Annotated in this window: 21 protein-coding genes; 13 read left to right on the plus strand and 8 right to left on the minus strand. The window is 34.7% G+C overall.

Annotated elements, in window-relative coordinates; translation table 11 throughout:
* The first annotated feature begins 222 nt into the window (after positions 1-222).
* From RCH13_RS02150 to RCH13_RS02165, 4 genes are all read left to right on the plus strand, one after another.
* Positions 223-1,089, plus strand: a complete 867-nt coding sequence (locus RCH13_RS02150) for a sigma-70 family RNA polymerase sigma factor (RefSeq protein WP_039354162.1) — start codon at positions 223-225, stop codon at positions 1,087-1,089.
* Between the two features lie 254 nt (positions 1,090-1,343).
* Positions 1,344-1,640 carry a hypothetical protein gene (locus RCH13_RS02155; RefSeq protein ID WP_326985561.1) on the plus strand — a complete coding sequence of 99 codons (297 nt, stop codon included), beginning with the start codon at positions 1,344-1,346 and terminating at the stop codon, positions 1,638-1,640.
* Positions 1,612-1,782, plus strand: coding sequence for a hypothetical protein (locus tag RCH13_RS02160; protein WP_326985562.1), 171 nt, complete (start codon positions 1,612-1,614; stop codon positions 1,780-1,782). Before RCH13_RS02155 ends, RCH13_RS02160 begins: the two co-directional genes overlap by 29 nt.
* 125 nt (positions 1,783-1,907) lie before the next feature.
* Entirely contained in the window at positions 1,908-2,498 is a 591-nt protein-coding gene (locus tag RCH13_RS02165) for a hypothetical protein (RefSeq protein WP_326985563.1), read from the plus strand.
* Between the two features lie 26 nt (positions 2,499-2,524).
* Here RCH13_RS02165 and RCH13_RS02170 read toward each other — a convergent pair whose 3' ends face one another.
* The 3 genes from RCH13_RS02170 to RCH13_RS02180 are packed head-to-tail and all read right to left on the minus strand — an operon-like array spanning position 2,525 to position 4,083.
* Positions 2,525-3,112, minus strand: coding sequence for a Crp/Fnr family transcriptional regulator (locus RCH13_RS02170; protein ID WP_326985564.1), 588 nt, complete (start codon positions 3,110-3,112; stop codon positions 2,525-2,527).
* Positions 3,113-3,121: 9 nt separating this feature from the next.
* A complete protein-coding gene (gene ytxJ / locus RCH13_RS02175) occupies positions 3,122-3,496 on the minus strand; it encodes a bacillithiol system redox-active protein YtxJ (protein WP_326985565.1) in 375 nt (124 codons plus the stop codon).
* Positions 3,497-3,546: 50 nt separating this feature from the next.
* Positions 3,547-4,083 (minus strand): YfiT family bacillithiol transferase, encoded by a 537-nt coding sequence (locus RCH13_RS02180; RefSeq protein WP_326985566.1) that lies wholly within the window; start codon positions 4,081-4,083, stop codon positions 3,547-3,549.
* Between the two features lie 121 nt (positions 4,084-4,204).
* Between RCH13_RS02180 and pncA the strand changes: the two genes are divergently transcribed.
* From pncA to tpx, 5 genes are all read left to right on the plus strand, one after another.
* Positions 4,205-4,810, plus strand: coding sequence for a bifunctional nicotinamidase/pyrazinamidase (pncA, locus tag RCH13_RS02185; RefSeq protein ID WP_326985567.1), 606 nt, complete (start codon positions 4,205-4,207; stop codon positions 4,808-4,810).
* Between the two features lie 101 nt (positions 4,811-4,911).
* Entirely contained in the window at positions 4,912-6,456 is a 1,545-nt protein-coding gene (locus RCH13_RS02190) for a S41 family peptidase (RefSeq protein WP_326985568.1), read from the plus strand.
* Between the two features lie 85 nt (positions 6,457-6,541).
* The gene (locus RCH13_RS02195; RefSeq protein WP_326985569.1) at positions 6,542-6,703 is read left to right on the plus strand and encodes an alpha/beta fold hydrolase; all 162 of its coding nucleotides are present in this window, start codon (positions 6,542-6,544) and stop codon (positions 6,701-6,703) included.
* On the plus strand, positions 6,704-7,366 hold the full coding sequence (locus RCH13_RS02200; RefSeq protein WP_326985964.1) for an alpha/beta fold hydrolase: 663 nt from the start codon (positions 6,704-6,706) through the stop codon (positions 7,364-7,366).
* Between the two features lie 272 nt (positions 7,367-7,638).
* Positions 7,639-8,118: a thiol peroxidase gene (gene tpx / locus RCH13_RS02205; RefSeq protein WP_326985570.1), complete on the plus strand. Its 480-nt coding sequence runs from the start codon at positions 7,639-7,641 to the stop codon at positions 8,116-8,118.
* A gap of 48 nt (positions 8,119-8,166) precedes the next feature.
* Here the strand turns inward: tpx and RCH13_RS02210 are convergent, their stop codons facing one another.
* Together RCH13_RS02210 and RCH13_RS02215 are read right to left on the minus strand one after the other, a co-directional pair.
* Entirely contained in the window at positions 8,167-8,847 is a 681-nt protein-coding gene (locus RCH13_RS02210) for a peptidoglycan DD-metalloendopeptidase family protein (protein WP_326985571.1), read from the minus strand.
* Positions 8,848-8,957: 110 nt separating this feature from the next.
* On the minus strand, positions 8,958-9,173 hold the full coding sequence (locus RCH13_RS02215; RefSeq protein ID WP_326985572.1) for a hypothetical protein: 216 nt from the start codon (positions 9,171-9,173) through the stop codon (positions 8,958-8,960).
* 76 nt (positions 9,174-9,249) lie between these two features.
* Between RCH13_RS02215 and RCH13_RS02220 the strand changes: the two genes are divergently transcribed.
* Positions 9,250-9,669, plus strand: a complete 420-nt coding sequence (locus RCH13_RS02220) for an endonuclease domain-containing protein (RefSeq protein ID WP_326985573.1) — start codon at positions 9,250-9,252, stop codon at positions 9,667-9,669.
* Between the two features lie 87 nt (positions 9,670-9,756).
* On the opposite strand, the gene RCH13_RS02225 is transcribed toward RCH13_RS02220, so the two are convergent.
* Positions 9,757-11,760, minus strand: a complete 2,004-nt coding sequence (locus tag RCH13_RS02225) for a urocanate hydratase (protein WP_326985574.1) — start codon at positions 11,758-11,760, stop codon at positions 9,757-9,759.
* Between the two features lie 131 nt (positions 11,761-11,891).
* On the minus strand, positions 11,892-12,164 hold the full coding sequence (locus RCH13_RS02230; RefSeq protein WP_326985575.1) for a hypothetical protein: 273 nt from the start codon (positions 12,162-12,164) through the stop codon (positions 11,892-11,894).
* A 285-nt stretch (positions 12,165-12,449) separates the two neighbouring features.
* Between RCH13_RS02230 and RCH13_RS02235 the strand changes: the two genes are divergently transcribed.
* Positions 12,450-12,860: an acyl-CoA thioesterase gene (locus tag RCH13_RS02235; RefSeq protein WP_326985576.1), complete on the plus strand. Its 411-nt coding sequence runs from the start codon at positions 12,450-12,452 to the stop codon at positions 12,858-12,860.
* A 57-nt stretch (positions 12,861-12,917) separates the two neighbouring features.
* On the opposite strand, the gene RCH13_RS02240 is transcribed toward RCH13_RS02235, so the two are convergent.
* The gene (locus tag RCH13_RS02240; protein WP_326985577.1) at positions 12,918-13,151 is read right to left on the minus strand and encodes a hypothetical protein; all 234 of its coding nucleotides are present in this window, start codon (positions 13,149-13,151) and stop codon (positions 12,918-12,920) included.
* A gap of 205 nt (positions 13,152-13,356) precedes the next feature.
* Between RCH13_RS02240 and RCH13_RS02245 the strand changes: the two genes are divergently transcribed.
* Positions 13,357-15,825 carry an FtsK/SpoIIIE family DNA translocase gene (locus RCH13_RS02245; RefSeq protein ID WP_326985578.1) on the plus strand — a complete coding sequence of 823 codons (2,469 nt, stop codon included), beginning with the start codon at positions 13,357-13,359 and terminating at the stop codon, positions 15,823-15,825.
* A gap of 63 nt (positions 15,826-15,888) precedes the next feature.
* Complete coding sequence (locus tag RCH13_RS02250; protein ID WP_326985579.1) at positions 15,889-16,536, plus strand: LolA family protein; 648 nt, start codon at positions 15,889-15,891, stop codon at positions 16,534-16,536.
* Positions 16,537-16,554: the final 18 nt, after the last annotated feature.

A 16,554-nucleotide genomic window follows, 5' to 3' on the forward strand; every position in this document is an offset into this window, starting at 1 on the left:
ATGAGTTTTTTATTGATTGACGAAAGTTAGCGACGTCCTACTTTTACTGATAAAAATTGATTTGTTTGCAAATTTAGATTGAAAATTGATGCAAAGTAAGAGGTGTATAATAATAAAACTCGCCAAAAAAAAGATATTAAATGTTATTTTCAATTAATTGTAACCTTTTGCACAATCGCATCGTATAATATAATGCAGTCCTAAAGTGGACCTTATTTTTTTATGAGACAATTAAAAATTACCAAACAGGTTACCAACAGAGAAACCGCTTCCCTTGACAAATATTTACAAGAGATTGGAAAAGTGGATTTAATTACGGCCGATGAAGAAGTGGATTTAGCACAAAAGATTCGCGCGGGAGACCGTGTAGCGCTAGAAAAATTGATTAAGGCTAATTTACGTTTTGTGGTTTCTGTTTCTAAACAATACCAAAATCAAGGGCTTTCCCTACCCGATTTAATTAATGAAGGTAATCTTGGTTTGATGAAAGCCGCGAAAAGATATGATGAAACCAGAGGTTTTAAATTTATCTCTTACGCAGTTTGGTGGATCCGTCAGTCTATTTTACAGGCATTGGCAGAACAATCGAGAATTGTAAGATTGCCACTGAATAAAATTGGATCGATCAATAAAATCAACAAAGCTTACGCACATTTGGAGCAGGAAAACGAAAGACCTCCGTCCCCAGAAGAATTAGCAGAAGTATTGGATATGAGTGAAGATGACATCAAGGAATCCATGAAAAATTCTGGTCGTCACTTATCCATGGATGCTCCACTTGTGGAAGGTGAAGACTCCAATTTATATGACGTTTTACGTTCTGGTGAATCACCAAGCCCAGATAAGGATTTGATGTTGGAATCTCTTCAGATTGAAATTGAAAGAGCGTTGCAAACTTTGACTCCACGTGAGGCTGATTTGGTGCGTTTGTATTTCGGTTTGAATGGAAAACATCCAATGACTTTGGAAGAAATCGGGGAAACTTTTGACCTAACAAGAGAAAGAGTTCGTCAAATCAAGGAGAAAGCGATCAAAAGATTGAAACACAATACGAGAAGTAAGATTTTGAAATCTTATTTGGGTAAATAATATTTCTCGGAAATATTTAATAAATTAGAGCAGGTTTTTTTAAAGCCTGCTTTTCTTATGGGAAACATTATACTAAATGATTTAATAGATTCTAATTTATAAATATCTCAACGGACATTTTAGAAATTCCTCTGGATAAGTTCATTGATAACCACACAATAGAATCATTCCCGATTCTAGGTGGAATCTTTAAAATTATTGGTATTGGAAAATCTATTAATGATAAAATTTTCACAAATAAACTAATTCATTTTTTGAATGAATTAAAAGATTTAGATAAAGATTTTATCCTTAAGGAAATTAAATATTTAGATGACTCAAAGGAATATAATCACAAAGTAGGCGAAAAAATTTCAGAAATCGTAAACAGAATTGATTCTGATGGAAAACCACAAGTCTTTGGTAGATTATTTAGAAATCTAATTCATAAAAATTTAAGTTATCGAGATTTTTTAAAGTTGACAAACATTGTTGAAAAAACTTTTTATTATGATCTAATATTATTAAAAGAATGCAGAACAAATGGAAACTTTTACATTGATATTAGATGAGGAACTTCTTAATCTCGGATTAGTGGAAGGAAAAGGTATGGGAAATTGGAATCCTACCGATGAGGAAGCAACAGAATTAGCCAAAACTAGATGCTCCATAACGAAAAAAGGTAAAATGCTTTTAGATTACGGCTTGAAATAAATTATTGTGATTCTAATATTTCGACAAATAATCTATAAAGAGTATAATAAAAGAGGAACTCAACTCGAGTTTTTCTTTTTTGTAACAATATTGAACTAAACCGCACTTATTTTAAAATATAAATTATGAAAAATCTACTAATCATCGCTACTCTAGTTTTATTATTTTCCTGCAAAGAAAAAACTGAAAATGCAGTTGTTGCAGCTGAAAACGCCAACGTTATTTCAAGTGTTGGTTCTCAAAAAGGTTCACGATATAGTGAAGGAAGTTCCTTAATCGATGCTATATATTTTGAGCTGATCAAGAATGATAAAGAACTGCAAGCGCTGGATGACGAGATTAATTTAATGGGAAAAAACTCTTTCGAACTGATCACAAAGAAAAAAGAGCTTCTCAACAAGCCCACGGAATATTATGAAGAAGTTAGTCAGAAAATTACGGCTATCAAAGATTCTGTATTAAAGAAAGAAATGCAAAATTTTATTAAAGAAAGTTTGGATAAATTCACCAAACATAAGACAGATTTACAGATGATCGTTAGACAAATTGATTCCAATAGTAGTAAAATCAATCAATATTATGATTTCTTCAAGATCAAGAAGACGCTTCCTGAAATTGAAAAGTATCAAAATCAGAATCCTTTAAAATTAGAAGAAGTGAAAAAAATGATTGCTGACCAAAATCAACTTTTAGAGAAACTGAAAAATGTTAAATAAAAAAATCCCATTTAAGGTTCTATTTTTTACAAAATTTCAAAATTCTTCCTTGCCAATTCTTTTCGAAGCCTGCTCAAACTTTCTGGCGTAATTCCGAGATAAGATGCCACCATCAATTGCGGAACACGCAGCAAAATATCGGGGTACATTTTGATGAAATTCAAATAGCGTTCTTCTGCAGTGTCTGCTAAAAGAGAATTAACCCGATTTTGTAAATTCCGAATATGTTTTTGTAACAATAGATCGTTTTTCTCCGCAGTGTGTGGATAAATTTCAATGAGCTTGCTGAAAAAATCTTTCTTCATCAAAATCACTTCTGAATCCTCCACCGCTTCTATGTAATAATTTGATTTCTCATTAAAGAAAAGAGAACTACGATCAGACATTAACCATTTTTCTGGCGCGAATTGGATGATGTGATCCTTCCCGTTTTTATCAATTGAATACATCCTAAGCAACCCCTTTTCTACAAAATAGGTCTCCTTGCAAACCTCACCTGACTGAAGTAGAAATTTATTCTTCTCTACTTTTTGGGAATGGTAAAAATTGCTGCAATGAGAAACAGCTTCTTTCGGGATTTCTAAAGTTTCTGATAAATAATCTTCAATGTCCATAGAGAAAATTTAGATGAGTGACACAGAAATACTTTGGTGAGAGGCGTCTTTTATCGCCTTCCCATTTTCTAAAACAATGAGTTGCGGACTTTGGTGCGTAATATCGAAATCATCTGCAATTTTGCTAGAAATGGAGCGGTACTCGATCAAGTCCAGAAAATAATAATCTACTTTTTTATCTGATGCTGAAACTTCTTTTTCGAAGTTTTTTAAAACAGTTTTGGAAATAAAACACCGCGTAGAATGTTTAAAAATTGCTACTTTATTTTCATTGGATTTTGCGATGGCCGCATCTAAATCCTCAACTGATGTAAGAGAATGCCAAAAATTTTCCGAAGATTTTTCTTCTTCATTGCCCCCGAATATTTTGTTGAAAAAACTCATAATTTTAATTTAATTTTAATTGAAATAATTAGTAATTTAATGAGCAGATTCTACCAACCTTTTTCAGTTTTCAGTGCGGTAATATGCGCAAGATGATGATCACAATGCCAAGCGTAAAAAGCCAAACTCTCTTTTAAGGAAACTTTTTTATTTTGTTCTGGATGGAAAAAGGTACTCTCAAAATCTCTGTTTGTCAGACATTTCAATTCATAAACCCATCTTTTGTGCAATCCTTTTAAAATTTGCAACGCTGGTTTTATTTCTATGCTAAAACTGTCTTGTAATTCTGCCCATTTCGCTTCATCATACGGTTTAATGATTGGATTTTCTTCCGTTAAAGCCAACTTAAAGCGGATATAACTATTCATATGGCTGTCTGAAAGATGGTTAATTAACTGTCTCACCTTCCAACCACCATCTCTGTATTGCGTATCCAACTGATCATCTGTCCAGTTTTCTACCAAGTGTTTTAAGCGATTCGGAAAATCTTTCAGCGTCTTAATATGAGCGTCCAAATCCTGATCTGTAATTTTTTTAGGGCCTTTAAATTGCCCAATTGGATATTTTTTATGTTCTAAATTGTCCATTGCGAATTGTAATTTATTGACGATTTGGCGCATGTCTCAGTTTGGCTGCGCATTTGCGTTTTCAATTGTAAATTTAACATAAATAAAGTTGAATTCAAACTCGAGCCTAAAATTTTAAAATATGAAAAAAGCCCTGATTATAGTAGACCTGCAGAATGATTTTTTTGAAGGTGGCGCACTTGCTGTTCCGGGAGCACAAGAAATTGTTCCTTACATCAACCTTTTAATGGAAGAAAATGAATATGAACAGATTGTATTGACCCAAGATTGGCATCCCGCAAATCATAAAAGTTTTGCAAGCAACAATGGGAAAAACGTGGGTGATACAATAATTCTCAATGAAATCCCACAGTTTATGTGGCCAGATCATTGCGTTCAAGATACTTTCGGTGCAGAATTTCACAAGGATTTAAATCAAAATAAAGTGACGCACATTATTCAAAAAGGGAAAAATGAAGATTTTGACAGTTATTCCGCTTTCCAAGATAACAATCATTTTGCGAAGACGGGTTTAGATGATTTCTTAAAATACCATGATATCAAATTATTAGAAGTTGTGGGACTCGCTTTGGATTACTGTGTGAAATATACCTGCCAAGATGCTGCGAAACTCGGTTACATTACTTGTCTGCATTTTAATGGAACCAAAGCCGTGAATGTAAAACCAGACAATGGAAAAGATGCCATTTATGAAATGCTCCAAAACACCATCACGGTATTAGGATAAATTTTTAAAAATTAGAATACCAACTTCGTAAGTAATTTTGCGGAGTTTTTTTATGCCTTGGTCACATTCTATATTTTTCTATATTTATAAAAACTTTCCGGTTGAAAAAATATATCCTTCTTCTTTTTGTCATCCTCTTAACATCTTGCATTTCGGTTAAAAAATACAATGCAAAATTGGAAACACCCATTGTTAAAAAGAAACTATGGCAAGATGTAGACTTTGCGCAGAAAAAACTTGAGCACCTTCATCCTAATTTATATTGGTACATCACCAAAAATAAGTTGGATTATAAATTTGACAGTTTAAAAAAGTCCATTAAAAAACCAATTACGCCAAATGAATTTTACCACAAACTTGCACCCGTAATTGCGCAAGTGAAAGAAGGTCATTTGCAATTGTATTCTAGAGGAAAACGCTTAACGAAGAAAGAAATTAAAAATTTGGAAAAGCAAAAAGGCTTGCTCAGCCGGTATAATTTTGTTATCGATAAGGAGCGCATTTTTGTGAAAGACAACGCCGATAAAATTCCAAACATGAATGTGGGAACAGAAATTCTCACCATTCATAATATTAAAGCGAATGATTTATTGGCAAAATACCGCCCTTTTGTAACGGGTGACGGGGAAAATCAAACTTTTCAAAAATACATGTTGGCGCTAAGATGGCCCAACTATTTCACGGCAGAATTTGGAATTTTAGATAGTGTGAAAATCGAATCTAAATACAAAAACGAATTAAAAACATTTTACCTAACGCGGGAAAAAATCTCGAAAGAGGAGAAAAAAAAGACGGAAAAAAAAGTCAAAAAAATCACGAAAAGCGAAAAAGGAAAGACGAAAGATTATAATGTGATTTCCAAAAGCTATAACCGGGATTTACAATTTTTAAGAAAAGACAGTTCTGTGGCGTACATGAAAATCAAGACTTTTTCTGGGACTTTTTCGAAGAAATTTTACAAAGAAAGCTTTGCAGCTCTAAAGGAATCCAATGCTGATTATTTAATTTTGGACATCAGAAATAATTTGGGTGGTTCCCTTTATGAAATTAATAACCTCTATTCTTATTTGGTTGATGAAGAATTTAAATTCATTAATGACATCAAAGTCACCTCCAGAACTTCTATGTTTCATGCCAATTATTTTCGAGGCGTTTCTCCCCTCATAGCGCCTTTTGCCGTGATTGGATATCCCTTTTATTTACTCGGAACTGCATTCTCTGTAAAAAAGGAAGAGGGAAATTTTTACTTGAAGAATAATGGAATTTTCTCTTTGAAAAAACCTAAAGCTGATCGTTTTTCGGGGAAAATTTACGTCTTAATTAATGGGGCAAGCTTTTCTGCTTCCTCTATTATTTCTGCAAAATTAAAAGGAGATGAAAGAGCAATTATTGTAGGTGAAGAAACGGGCGGTGCTAATGATGGAACGGTGGCAGGAAGATATTCTACGGAAAAATTACCAAATTCTAAACTTTATTTACCCATCGGACTGATGCTTATTCAGCCCAACATTAAATTTACGAATACCAAAAAAGGAGTTACTCCAGATGTGGAAATATCCCCAACGTTACAAGATATTTTGCAGAAAAAAGATTTGTCATTAGATTGGGTGATGAGTGAAATTGAAAAGGAAACGAATTATAAATAAGATTTCTCACATAACAAGTCCTAAGTTTTTGTTGGCGTAAATATTGGTGCATAATTCATCAAACATTAATTAAAAATACCAAATCATGCCCTATATTACAAAACAAGATCAAAAAAATTACGAAATTTATTACGAAGATTTCGGATCTGGTCAACCTATTATTCTAATTCACGGTTGGCCTTTAAGTGGACAATCATGGGAGCATCAAGTTCCTGTCCTTTTAGAATTAGGATATCGCGTAATTTAAATTGACAGAAAAGGTTTCGGAAAATCTTTTGTTTCTGCGGACGGATATGATTATGACGGACTTACAGAAGATTTACATCAATTGATCACGCAATTAGAATTGAAAAATGTTATTCTATTTGGATTTTCAATGGGAGGCGGAGAAGTAGTTCGTTATCTCACCAATTACGGCGACGAAAACGTAGATAAAGTAGGTTTAATTTCGTCAATTATTCCCATTGTGAAACACACCGCGGATAATCCAGATGGTGTTCCCGAAAAAGCTTTAGAAGATATTATGGCTGCTTTGAAAAAAGATAGAGTAGAATTTTTAGAAGGTTTTCATAAGAATTTCTACAATTACACCGATTCTTCTAAAACGGTGAGTGAGCAGCAATTACAGTACGATTGGAGTATTGCATCTCACGCATCTCCTATTGCCACTATAAAAACTGCAGAAAGTTGGGCGGGAACAGATTTTCGTCCGGAACTTAAAAATGTGAAGGTAAAAACATTAATCGTTCATGGCGATGCAGATCAAATTGTGCCCATAGAAACTTCTGGTAAGCAAGCTGCAGAAGGAATTGTAGACAATGAATTTGTAATTATTCCGGGAGCTCCACACGGATTAAATAATACGCATACAACAATCTTAAATGAAATTTTAACCAAATTTCTGAAATAAAATTGGAGGACTTAAGGACTTAAAAACAGCAGCCAATTTTTTGTTGCTGTTTTTTTTGATAGTGTTTGTATGGCAAAATCTTCTGTAAAGGTTTTTTAACTATTAAAAAGAGATAGGTTTGGTAAAAATTTAAAATATGTTATCAAAATTCATTTTCAGTATATTATTTCTGGGTACCTTGCTATCTTGTAATCAAAATTCTAAAAAATGAATTTACAGCAAATTCTGACGAAGATTCCGCAAAAATTATTCAGACAGAAAATACGGTTTTAATGGGAGGAAAACCGATTACAACCTATGCAAAATTGCCTGCGATTAATGAAATGGCTCCAAATTTTACGTTAACAGATATGGAAATGAATGACCAAAACCTTGATTCGTACAAAGGGAAGTTTGTCATTCTGAATATCTTTCCAAGTGTTGATACGGGAGTTTGTTCCGCTTCTGTGCGACATTTTAATGAAGATGCAGCCAATCTTCCAAATACGGTTGTTCTTTGTATCTCGAAAGATTTACCATTTGCGCAGAAGAGATTTTGCGCGGAAGGAATTAAAAATGTGGTGATGCTTTCTGATTACCGATCGGATTTTGGAAAAAAATATGCCGTAGAAATCATAGATTCGCCAATGAAAGGACTTTTAAGCAGAGCTGTCGTGGTGATCGATCCGACGGGAAAAATTATTTATGAAGAACAAGTTGCCGATATTTATCAGGAACCGAATTATGAAGCTGCGATTAGTATCATATTATGAGATAAATTTAATACATTTTACTTTAAACAAATTGAAAATTGTAATTTATCATTGCGTAATTTTTAGTAATAAATTCGGATCTGGACAATTTTCTTTATAAAACTCCACTTCTTTAACACTACAAACTCCGGGATAATCGCCTTTTTTATTTTGAATATCTTTAATGATTTGAAAATGCAAATGCGGCGCATAATCTCCATTAATGGGTGGTTTGCCGAGTTCTGCAATTTTTTCTCCTTCCTTCACGAACTGACCTTCCTTTTTTCCCTCTAAACTTTCCAGACTTAAATGTCCATACAATGTATAAAAGCTAACATCTTCAATTTCGTGTTCCAAAATAATTGTTGGACCATAATCTCCAAAGGCCGTATTGTTTTGAAAACTGTGAATTTTCCCGTCTAAGGCGCTCAGTACAGAAGTTCCCGCTTTGATCCAAAGATCTAAACCAATATGGATATTTCGCTCATCTGTATTTTTATCATTAAAGGTTTCACTTCTTTTATACAAATTTCGGTGCTCTAAATAACCTCCAAATGCGACTTTCGCCTTATTTTCTGCAAGATGGTTTTCCACAAATCCCTCAAATTTCTCTGAATCGGTTAAATCTAAATTCAGTTGGTCAGTATGTTTTGCGGAAAGATCGAAGGCTATGTAGTTTTTATAATCGATGGATGAATCAATTACTTTAACGTCTTTTTGATTTTTCAGAATATCTTCTAATGATATCATTTTTGGAGGGGTTTAATTTTACAGGTTCAAAAATATCACTTTCTACTGCAACTTTCCTTCATTTGAGTCCAAAAAAAAACTCAGCAAATTGCTGAGTGGTGATTATTTATTTAGAGCGGAGTTTTATTCTCATGCCGATGATCCGAATTTTTCGCCGCGTTTGCGAGTTCATAATTCGGTAGCGTCACTTTCAAATTCGGCTCCATTTCCATCGCACGTTTTATGGCGAAAACAGCTCCTTCATTTCTAGCCCCACTTCTGCGGGAAATTCCATCAGAATGATCCGCACAAAATTCCCCTCCTTTGGAGGGGTCGCAAAAATTCAAAGAATTTTTGACGGGGTCGACAATAGTGCTGCAGTTCTACAAAAAAAACCTAAATGTATTATAAAATTAAAAACAAATGCCGGAAAAAGAAATATTAACCCAGATTGAAGGCATCATTATTCATCCTAATTTCGTCGAAAACCTGCCTTATAACCCTTATCTAAAACCTTTGACCAGAGAAAAAAGAAAACTTGGGATTTTATCGGAAGTCTTATTTTGGAAACAGGTTCGAAACAGAACTTTTCACAAAATTGATTTTGACAGGCAGAGAATTATTGGAAATTATATTGTCGATTTCTATGTGAAAACTTTAGGATTGGTTGTCGAAATTGATGGTACAAGTCACGATTTTAAACAGGAATATGATTTGGAAAGAACTGCTTTTCTGGAAAATTTGGGTTTAAAGCTTTTTAGAATTACGGATTGGGATGTGAAGCACCATCTGCATTCCTCAATGAAAGATTTGGAGAATTTCATTATTGAAAATTATTCTTAAACGGAAAAAAACACTTGCATAATAAACCACCCCGTTAAAAATTCTCCGAATTTTTAACACCCCTCCAAAGGAGGGGAATTCCCATTTTTAAAACAAACCCTCATCCACAATATTCGGCAGCGTCACTTTCAAATTCGGCTCCATTTCCATCGCACGTTTTATGGCGAAAACAGCTCCTTCATTTCTCGCCCAACTTCTACGGGAAATTCCGTTATTCACATCCCAGAAAAGCATGGATTTTAAACGCCGATCCGCATCATCACTTCCATCGAGCAACATTCCGAAACCGCCATTAATCACTTCGCCCCATCCAACTCCACCTCCATTATGAATGGAAACCCAGGTTGCGCCGCGAAAACTATCGCCGATCACATTCTGAATCGCCATATCTGCAGTAAATCTGGACCCGTCATAAATATTGGAGGTTTCCCGATAAGGCGAATCTGTACCCGATACATCGTGATGATCTCTTCCTAAAATCACCGGTCCAATTTCTCCATTTTTTATGGCTTTATTGAAAGCAGCGGCGATTTTCATTCGACCCTCAGAATCTGCGTAAAGTATTCTTGCTTGAGAACCGACCACCAGATTATTTTCCTGCGCTCCTTTGATCCAGGTAATATTATCCTGCATTTGTTGCTTAATTTCTGGCGGAGAATTTTTGATCATTTCCTCTAAAATTTCGCGAGCTATTTTATCTGTTTTCTGTAAATCTTCTGGCTTTCCACTCGCACAAACCCAGCGAAAAGGGCCGAAACCATAATCGAAACACATGGGTCCCATAATATCTTGAACATAACTTGGAAACTTGAATTCCCGCCCGATTGTCGGATTTTCCGACATTACATCGGCTCCGGCTCTACTCGCTTCCAGTAAAAATGCGTTCCCATAATCGAAAAAATAAGTTCCTGGTTCCTGAGCTTGTCGAAGGGTAGTATGTTTATTAATGGCTGCAGCGTGACGTCGTAAAGTTTCCTGAACTTTTTCCTTAAATAATTCAGGATTTTCAGCCATCATTTTATTGGATTCTTCGAAACTTTGATCCACCGGATAATATCCTCCCGACCACGGATTATGAAGTGAAGTTTGATCTGAACCAATATCAATTATTAAATTTGCTTCGTCAAATTTCTCCCAGATATCCACTATATTTCCGAGGTATGCTAAAGAAACAGTTTCCTTATGTTTCTGCGCTTTTCGAACTCTTTCTACCAATTCATCTAAATCATCATGAATTTCGTTCACCCACTTTTGTTCGTGACGAATTTTCGCAATTTTAGGATTTACTTCTGCACAAACCGTGATGCAACCTGCAATATTTCCCGCTTTTGGTTGCGCTCCAGACATTCCGCCCAAACCTGAAGTAACGAAAATTCCACCTTTCGGATCTTTATTAATTTTTCTAAAAGCATTCAAAACTGTGATTGTCGTTCCGTGAACAATTCCTTGTGGACCAATGTACATGTAACTTCCCGCCGTCATTTGTCCATATTGCGAAACGCCTAAAGCATTCATTTTTTCCCAATCGTCGGGTTTAGAATAATTTGGAATCACCATTCCGTTTGTTACAACTACTCTTGGAGCTTCTTTGTGGCTCGGAAATAATCCCATCGGATGACCGGAATACATGGTTAAAGTTTGCTCATCGGTCATTTCCGACAAATATTTCATCGTCAATAAATATTGCGCCCAATTCTGAAAAACCGCGCCATTTCCACCGTAAGTAATGAGTTCATGCGGATGTTGCGCAACCGCGTAATCCAAATTATTCTGAATCATGAGCATGATCGATTTTGCTTGTTCGGATTTTCCGGGATAATCTGAAATCGGACGCGCTTTCATTTCATAATCTGGGCGAAATCGGTACATATAAATTCTACCATAATTTTCTAATTCTTCGCGAAATTCAGGCAATAATTCTGCATGAAATTTAGGCTCAAAATATCTTAAAGCATTTTTCAAAGCAAGTATTTTTTCTTCTTCCGTCAGGATTTCCTTTCTTTTGGGTGCGTGGTTAATTGCCGGATTAAAAGCTTTTGTTTGTGGCAATTCGGAAGGGATTCCTTGTTGAATTTGTTCTTGAAAAGTCATGCTAAATATAAAGTTTTGAGTTTAAGATTCAAAGTTTTAAAGATATTGAAATTGAAAAACATAGTCATTATAAAACTCAAAAACCTCACTTTTAAAAGTGAGGTCTTATTTTATAACATGTTAGGAGCAATTTACTCGGAAGTAATTCCCCTTTCATCACTTTTATGAACACTTTCATTTTCAGTCGGAATTTGATTTGTAAATTGCTCAAAATTATCATCATCTTCCACCCCTGGAATATCAAGACCAAACGGCATTGCGTCTGGTTGATTATTATTTAAAATCGGGTTGCCGTCTCCATCTAACGAGATATGCTCTTCTTTATTGAAGATATCTTCGCCAGGATTGTAATCCATTTCTTCTAATTTTCTTTTTTGCTCTTCTGAATTATTTTCTGGAATCATCTTTTTAAATTTTAATTGTTTCCGAAAAGAAGCTTCAAAAATAGTTCCAACCTTGGCTCTATATTGCTGCGAAAAAAAAAAATTTATATTTGCGCTTAAGGTTTTAATAATTAAGGTGAATCGTGTGCAAATCACGAACTGTCGCGCAACTGTAATCCTCGCTGGAAAGTCAGATCCCTATTTTGAAATGAAATAATGCTTTCGCGATTTGAAGCAGAAAATTCCACTTTTTTAAAGTTCTTTTTTTCTGTTTAGGTCCTTTACTAATCTTTAAACTTATAAGAAATGAACTATCAGGAAAAAATTAAAAATTCAGAAACCCACGTTTTCAAAGTCGTTTTCCCGAACATCACGAATCATCATAATACCATGTTTGGTGGAACGGTGATGGAAATGATGGACGAAGTTGCTTTTATGACCGCGACAAGATTTGCAAGAAAATCTTTCGTAACCGTAAGTTGCGATAGAATAGACTTTAAAAAACCGATTCCTGCAGATACTTTGGTAGAATTAATTGGAAAAGTAAAGTATGTTGGGAACTCCAGTTTGAAAGTGAATGTAGAAGTTTTCGTGGAAGAAATGTACGCGGAAAGCAGAGAAAAGGCAGTTGCAGGAGATTTCACTTTGGTTGCAATTGGAGCCGATAAAAAACCAATGAGAATTTTTGAAGATCTGCAAACTTCTGAAACTACTTAAAAAAAATCCGCCATTAAGCGGATTTTAGATTTTAAAATTTATATTAAAAATCATCTTCTAACTGTTGATTTTTATTGTTTCGAAAGCATCATTGTAGGCTTTTTTCTGATTCTCCCACGCTTTTGGCGGCACTGCATTCTCGGCCTCTTTTACAACTTGAGTGGAATCATCTTCCTCTCCCTCACTTTCGTTCTTACCATCTGCCAAATTTGATCTTTCATCTTTTGTGAAATTTTTAGGAGAAGAATTTAATAGATCTTCTAAATTTTTGCTGTTTTCATCGGTTTCCATTTCGTATATTTTTTATTCATTTTTAAATATTCAAATAGCGTTCCTAAAATATTTTTTGAAGTAGAGAATAGCTAAAATGTGAAGTGAAATTCAGCTGAGAAGATTTTAATTTTGCTTGAAAATATTTAACGTTTAAAACCAAAAATTCAATATTTTGCGGAGAATATTCTTAAATTTAATTATTAAATTTGCGAACATTGTCACTATGGAAAAAATTACCTCAAAAGCCCCGAAAAACACGCCTGAACAAAGCAAAACCCTTTCAAAACCGCGCATATTTTTTGGTGTTCTCTTTATTGTTACTTCAATTGTTTTAACGTTTTCATTTGTATCTTATCTTCTCAATTGGAAGTCTGATCAAAGTCAAGCTGGAACCATGCTGGACAAAACAGTTAAATCCTCTAATATATTCGGTAAAATCGGAGATTGGTTAGGTAATCTTTTCATTTTTGAAAGCCTGGGAATCGCCGCTTTTATTGTTGCTTTTTTGTTCCTGGTTTTTGGGATGATGACTTTGAAGAAAAATTACTTTAAACCCTGGAAAACTTTCGGGCATTCCCTATTCTTTATTGTTTGGTTACCCATTTTTATGGGTGCAGTTACAAAAGGACAAGGCGTTCTAAGTGGCGTGTACGGATTTCAAATCATGGATTTTCTCAATTCTGTTATTGGTATCGTGGGTCTTTGGTTGGTTTTAATTGTAAGTATTGGACTTTATTTTGTTTTAGAATTCAATTTAAATTCTCAAAATGTAAAGGCTAAATTCAATACTTTAAATGATCAAACTTTAGGCAGGGTAAAAGCAATGATGCCCAGTTCAGCAGAAAATTTCGAGGCAGATGATGAACTGGAAAATGATTTCAATTCTGATGAAATCACGACTGAAGTTTCGGATGCTGTCCCCTTAAAAACGAATATAAATCACGCTTCTCAAGATGAATTTAAAACCATTACAACTCCGAATAAAACTTCTTTTGAGGATTTATCTCCAAACGTAACCGTAACAGATACTACAACCCACGAAATAAATCTAAGTCCTAAGTCGCCTAAAACTACTGCAGCTACTGAAAGCGATAATATTTCCTTTAAAGTAGAGGTTGCTAAACCGGTTGATATCATCGATGAATCTGACCGAAAATCTCAGGAATTAGTGGACAAACACGGATTGTATGATCACAAATTAGAATTGGCAAAATTCCAGATGCCTACTTTAGATTTGCTTCGGGATTATGGGAATGAAGAAATCTCCATCAACCGTGAAGAATTAGAAGAAAACAAAAATAAAATTGTTGGCTTACTGAAGAATTTTAACGTTGGTATTGCGGAAATAAAAGCGACGGTAGGTCCAACGGTTACCTTATATGAAATTGTTCCAGAAGCAGGAATTCGTGTGGCGGCCATTAAAAAATTACAAGATGACATTGCTCTTAATTTATCGGCTTTAGGAATTAGAATCATCGCGCCAATGCCTGGAAAAGGAACCATTGGAATTGAAGTTCCAAGAAAAAATCCTACCATGGTTTCTATGAGGAGTGTGATTGCTTCTGCAAAATTCCAAAACACCGATATGGATTTACCCGTGGTTTTCGGAAAGACTATTTCTAATGAAATTTTCATGGCCGATTTAGCAAAAATGCCTCACTTATTGATGGCGGGAGCAACCGGACAAGGAAAATCAGTGGGTATCAATGCGATTTTAACTTCCTTACTTTATAAAAAGCATCCAAGCGAATTAAAGTTTGTCATGGTAGATCCGAAAAAAGTGGAACTATCTCTTTATTCTAAAATTGAAAGACATTATTTAGCTAAACTTCCAGATGGAGATGATGCCATTATTACAGATACGCACAAAGTGATCAACACGCTTAAATCCTTGTGTGTGGAAATGGATCAACGCTATGATTTATTGAAAAATGCATTCTGTAAAAATATTAAAGAGTACAATAAAAAATTCACAGAAAGAAAATTAAATCCTGAAAATGGACATCGATATTTACCGTACATCGTTTTGGTTGTGGATGAATTTGCCGATTTAATTATGACTGCAGGAAAAGAAGTCGAAATCCCAATTGCAAGATTAGCCCAGTTAGCAAGAGCAATCGGAATTCATTTAATTGTGGCAACGCAAAGACCTTCTGTAAATGTAATTACAGGTATGATCAAAGCCAACTTCCCCGCCAGAGCAGCTTTTAGAGTAATTTCCAGTGTTGATTCCAGAACGATTTTAGATTCGCCAGGAGCAGATCAGTTGATTGGTAAAGGAGATATGCTTTACTTTAATGGAAATGAAATTATGCGTTTACAATGTGCTTTTGTGGATACGCCTGAAGTTGAAAAAATTGCAGAATTTATTGGGGAACAAAAAGGTTACGCAAGTGCTTTTATGTTGCCAGAATATTCCACGGAAGAAACTACCTCTACCGTTGGAGCCTTTGACCCGAACGAAAAAGACGTTCTGTTTGAAGATGCCGCCAGAATTATTGTTTCTACACAACAAGGATCCACCTCAATGCTGCAAAGACAACTTAAATTGGGATATAATAGAGCGGGTAGAATTATGGATCAACTAGAGGCGAGCGGAATTGTAGGTGGCTTCAATGGGGCGAAAGCAAGAGAAGTTCAGATCTCTGATTTAAATTCTTTGGAACAGTTTTTGGAAGAATTGCGGAAATAAGGTAAAACTTTAAACATTAGTTTAACTTTTATCCTTAAAATCTATCCAATTAAAAAAAGTAGAATGAAAAATATTTTGACTAAAATGACGATTGCTGCTTTTTCATTTGCAATCTCCGGAACAATGTCTGCGCAGAAAATTGACGCCAAGGCGAAAACTATTCTAGAAGCGGTATCCAATAATTACAAAGCCAAAGATAACGTCTATTTCAAATTTGTCTACGGAACAGGCAACGGAAAAACAGTAACTAAAACAGAACCCGGAATTTTTTACTCCGCGAAAGATAAATACAAACTCAAAATAATGGGTACGGAACAAATCTATGACGGAAAAAAAATCTACAATATTTCTGCTGAGGATCAGGAAGTAACCATTGCAACGCCAACTGGACAAGAACAAATGTTCTCTCCTTTAACGTATATTGAAGAGTATAAAAAAGGTTATAATGTAAAATATGTGGGGAAAGTAAAGGTAAATGGTGTGACCGCAGATAAGATTCAATTGACACCTACGACCAAAAATGGAATTAAATCAGTCAATCTTTTTGTGAATGATTCTAAGAAACAGTTGGTCAAAATGGAACAGTTTTCTACAGACAACAGCGTTTCTGTAATTGCAATAAGTGACTACCGTATTAATCAAAATTTAAACAGCTCTATGTTTGGTTTTGATAAGTCGCAGTTTAAAAATTATATTGTAACAGAACTTTAGGATAATAACTTTCAAAAA

The organism is Chryseobacterium sp. MP_3.2 (assembly GCF_035984805.1).
Taxonomy (GTDB): Bacteria; Bacteroidota; Bacteroidia; order Flavobacteriales; family Weeksellaceae; genus Kaistella.